Origin of the sequence: Streptomyces sp. cmx-4-9 (assembly GCF_046548835.1) — a bacterium.
Taxonomy (GTDB): Bacteria; Actinomycetota; Actinomycetes; order Streptomycetales; family Streptomycetaceae; genus Streptomyces.
Window position 1 is genome coordinate 1 of the sequence record NZ_JAEBEE010000022.1, and the last position, 4,698, is coordinate 4,698.

Sequence of the window (4,698 nt, forward strand, 5' to 3'; positions counted from 1 at the left end):
GAGGTGGGGGAGGTGGAGGCGGTTTTGGCGGGGCATGCGGGGGTGGGGCATGCGGCGGTGGTGGTGCGGGAGGACGTGCCGGGGGAGCGGCGTCTGGTGGCGTATGTGGTGCCGGTGGCGGGTGTGGAGGTGGGGGTGGGGGAGTTGCGGGCTTTTGCGGGGTCGGTGTTGCCGGAGTACATGGTTCCGTCGGCTTTCGTGGTGTTGGACGTGTTGCCGTTGACGGTGAACGGGAAGTTGGATGTGCGGCGGTTGCCGGTGCCCGAGGTGGTGGGTGTGGTGGGGGGTCGGGCGCCGCGGACGCCGCGGGAGGAGGTGTTGTGCGGGTTGTTCGCGGAGGTGCTGAACGTGCCCCGGGTCGGCATCGACGACAACTTCTTCGACCTCGGCGGCGACAGCATCGTCTCCATCCAGCTCGTCAGCCGCGCCCGCGCCGCCGGCCTGCTGGTCTCGCCCCGGGACGTCTTCCGGCACCGGACCGTCGAAGCGCTGGCCGCCGCCGCAGAGGTGGTGACCGGGACGACCGGGGTGGTCCCGGACCAGGGCACCGGCCCGCTGGGCCGCACCCCCATCGCGTCCTGGCTGCGGGAGCGGAGCGGTCCGATCGGCCGGTACAGCCAGTCCAAGATGCTCCGGGTCCCTGCGGGGCTGGGTCTGGAACGGCTGGCGGACGCCCTCCAGGCGGTGCTCGACCACCACGACGCGCTGCGCATGACGCTGAAGCGCGCGGTCAGCGGCGGCGAATGGGAGCTGGAGATCCGCGGGCGCGGGTCGGTGCGCGCCGCCGACTGCGTGGAGCGGGTCGACGTGAGCGGCCTCGAAGGGGAGGCCCTGCGGGCGGTGACCGAGGAGGGGTCCCGCGCGGCGCGGCTCCGGCTGGACCCCGACGGCGGCGTGATGGTCCAGGCCGTCTGGTTCGACGCCGGCCCGGGACGGCCCGGGCAGCTCCTGCTCGCCCTGCACCACCTCGTGGTCGACGGAGTGTCCTGGCACATCCTGGTGCCGGACCTCGCCGCCGCCTGGCAGGCGGCCGCCGCCGGGCAGGCCCCCGCACTGCAACCGGTCGGCACATCGCTGCGCCGCTGGGCCGAACTGCTGGCCGCGTCGGCGCACGACCCGGACCGCCGGGCCGAAACCGAGAGGTGGGCCCACCGGCTGCGCGCCGCGGGCCCGCTGCTCGGGAGCAGGCCGCTGGATCCGGCGCGGGACACGGTGGCCACCGTACGGACCCTGACCCTGACGCTGCCGCAGGAGGAGACGGCCCCGCTCCTCACCACGGTGCCGGCAGCCTTCCGTGCGGGCGTCAACGATGTCCTGCTCACCGCTCTGGCCCTCGCCGTCGGCTACCGGCGGCACCGGAGCGCCGGCGGAGGTGGGAACGCGGTCCTCGTCGACGTCGAAGGACACGGCCGGGAGGAGTTCACCAGCGGTGTCGACCTCTCCCGGACCGTCGGCTGGTTCACGAGCATCCACCCGCTGCGGCTCGACCCCGGGCGCATCGACTGGTCCCGGGTGTGGGACGGGGGTCCGACGGTTGCCGACGCCTTCAAGCAGGTCAAGGAGCAGGTACGGGAACTGCCCGACAACGGGCTCGGCTTCGGCCTGCTGCGCCACCTGAATCCCGAAACGGAGCAGCTGCTGGCGGGCCGGCCCGCTCCCGAGCTGGCTTTCAACTACCTGGGCCGCTTCGCCGCCCCGGACGCGGTCGCAGCAGCGGACTGGGGCGCGGCCGCCGGCGCCGACGTCATCACGGCGGACGCCGACCCGGACATGCCGCTGGCACACGTGCTGGAGATCAACGCGGTGACGCAGGACCACCCCGAAGGCCCCCGGTTGGTCGCCAACTGGTCGTGGCCGGAAGGGGTCCTGTCGGAAACGGACGTAAAGGAGCTGGGCACCCTCTGGTTCCGGGCACTGAAATCCCTGACGGCGTGCGCCGAGAATTCTGAAATGCAGAGCAGGACCCCGTCGGATCTGCCACTGGTGTCGCTGTCCCAGGCTGAAATCGACCTGCTGGAATCTGACTGGAGGATGTCGTAATGGGCACGTCTGGAATCGCTGATGTACTGCCGCTCACGCCGTTGCAGGAAGGAATGCTGTTCCATTCCCTCTACGACACCGAGGCAGTGGACGCCTACACCGTGCAACTCTCCCTCGACCTGGAGGGCAAGCTCGACGCCGAGGCGCTGCAAGCGGCCGGACAGGCCCTGTTGCGGCGCCACCCCAACCTGGCGGCCGGCTTCCGGCACGAGAAGCTCAGCCGGCCGGTACAGGTCATCCCGTACGACGTCGAGCTGCCGTGGCACGAGGTGGACCTGCGGGAGTGCAGCGCTGCCGCGCGCGCAGCAGAGCTGGAGCGGCTCACGGAAGCGGAGCGCGGCCGCCGTTTCGACCTCACCCGGCCGCCGCTGCTGCGGTTCACCCTCGTCCGGCTCGCCGACGACCAGTACCGCCTGCTGCTCTCGATGCACCACATCCTCATCGACGGCTGGTCGTTCCCGGTCCTCCTGGAAGAGCTCTGCGCCCTGTACGGCAGCCACGGCGACGGCGGCGGGCTCCCCCGGGCGACGCCCTACCGCAGCTACCTGGAATGGCAGGCCAAGCAGGACCGGGAGGCTGCCGAAGAGGCCTGGCGCCCCGTCCTGGCCGACGTGTCCGGGCCCACCCTCCTGGTCGCCGACCGGAAGAGCGGCGCGGCCGTGCCCGAGACCTTCCTCGCCGAGCTGTCCGAGGAGCGCACCGCCGCCCTGGCCGAGCTGGCGCGCAGTCGGGGTTGGACGCTGAACACCGTGGTCCAAGGGGTGTGGGGGCTGCTGCTCGGCTCGCTCACGGGCCGCGACGACGTGGTGTTCGGCGCCACCGTCGCCGGACGGCCGCCGGAGCTCCCCGGTGTCGAGACGATGGTCGGGCTCTTCATCAACACCCTGCCCGTCCGCGTCCGTACGGACAGCCCCTCCGAGCCGGTCGCCGCCGCATTCACCCGGCTCCAGGACCAGCAGGCGGGTCTGCTCGCCCACCAGCACCTGGGCCTGACGGAACTCCAGCGACTGGCGGGAACGGGCGAGCTCTTCGACACGCTCCTGGTCTTCGAGAACTACCCCGACGACCCCCAGGGATTCGACCGGACCGTCGACGGCGTCCGCATATCCGGCTTCCGCGGACACGACGCCACCCACTACCCGCTCAGCCTGATCGCCACGCCCGGCCGCAGGCTCCGCCTCCAACTGGGCTTCCGCCCTGACCTCCTCGACCGCGACGAGGTCGCCCGGATCGCGGACCGCCTGGAGCGCACGTTCCACGCCGTGCTCGCCGACCCGGACCAGCCGCTGGCCCTGCTCGACACACTGGACCCCGCGGTGCGCAGCCAGGTGGTCGCGGAGTGGAACGCCACCGCGCACGAGGTCCCCCCGAGCACCCTGCCCGAACTCCTCGGAGCCCAGGCGGCCCGTACCCCGGAGCGCACCGCGCTGGTCCTGGAGGACGGCTCCCTGTCGTACGGCGAACTCGACGCCCGGGCCAACCGGCTCGCGCACCACCTCATCGGGCTGGGCATCGGGCCCGAGCAGCGGGTCGCCCTCGCCCTGCCCCGCTCGGCGGAGCTGATCGTGGCACTCCAGGCGGTCCTCAAGACCGGCGCCGCCTACCTGCCGGTGGACCCCGAGTACCCGGCGCAGCGGATCGCGTACATGCTCCAGGACGCCGCTCCGGCCCTGGTCCTGGCCACGGCCGCGACCGCCGAAGGCCTGCCGGCGGACCCGGGCGTCCCCGTCCTCCGGCTCGATGACCCCGTCACCCTGGCCGCCCTGGAGGGCAGCCCGGCAACCGGGGTACGCGACGGCGACCGGCCGGCCGGACTCTCGCCCGACAGTCCCGCCTACGTGATCTACACGTCCGGGTCCACGGGACGTCCCAAGGGCGTGGTGGTCTCCCACGCGGCCATCGGCAACCGCCTGCTGTGGATGCAGGACGCCTACCGGCTCACCGCCGAGGACAGGGTCCTGCAGAAGACCCCGTCCAGCTTCGACGTGTCGGTCTGGGAGTTCTTCTGGCCGCTCGTGGTCGGCGCCACCCTCGTCGTCGCCCGGCCCGGGGGCCACAAGGACCCGGCCTACCTCGCCGAACTGATCCGTACCCGCCGGGTCACGACCGCGCACTTCGTGCCCTCGATGCTCCAGGTGTTCCTCCAGGAACCGTCCGCCGCCGGCTGCACGACCCTGCGCAGGGTGATCTGCAGCGGTGAGGCCCTCCCGGCCGAGCTGGCGCAGCGGTTCTCCCGGGTGCTCGGGGCGGAACTGCACAACCTCTACGGCCCGACCGAAGCCGCTGTGGACGTCACGTCGTGGCACTGCACCGAACCGGCCGGAACCGGCACGGTGCCCATCGGGCGGCCGGTCTGGAACACCCGGGCGTATGTGCTGGATGGGGCGCTGCGGCCGGTGGGTGCGGGTGTGGCGGGTGATTTGTATGTGGCGGGTGTGCAGTTGGCGCGGGGTTATCTGGGTCGTGCGGGTTTGAGTGCGGAGCGTTTTGTTGCTGATCCGTGGGGTGGGTCGGGTGAGCGGATGTATCGCACGGGTGATGTGGCGCGGTGGGGTGCGGGGGGTGTGCTGGAGTTCGTCGGGCGTTCGGACGAGCAGGTGAAGGTGCGTGGTTTCCGGGTGGAGCCGGGGGAGGTGGAGGCGGTTCTTTCGGCGTTGC

2 protein-coding genes and 1 pseudogene are annotated in these 4,698 nt (G+C 72.1%); all 3 read left to right on the forward strand.

Annotated features, from left to right (window positions below):
- Positions 1–63 precede the first annotated feature (63 nt).
- Positions 64–177 (forward strand): annotated as a pseudogene (locus ACLJTM_RS34535) (hypothetical protein); the annotation flags it as partial.
- Between the two features lie 171 nt (positions 178–348).
- Positions 349–2,040 (forward strand): condensation domain-containing protein, encoded by a 1,692-nt coding sequence (locus ACLJTM_RS34540; RefSeq protein WP_411107787.1) that lies wholly within the window; start codon positions 349–351, stop codon positions 2,038–2,040.
- Positions 2,040–4,698, forward strand: a 2,659-nt coding sequence (locus ACLJTM_RS34545; protein ID WP_411107786.1) for an amino acid adenylation domain-containing protein, incomplete at its 3' end; no start/stop codon positions are given. The genes ACLJTM_RS34540 and ACLJTM_RS34545, both read left to right, overlap by 1 nt.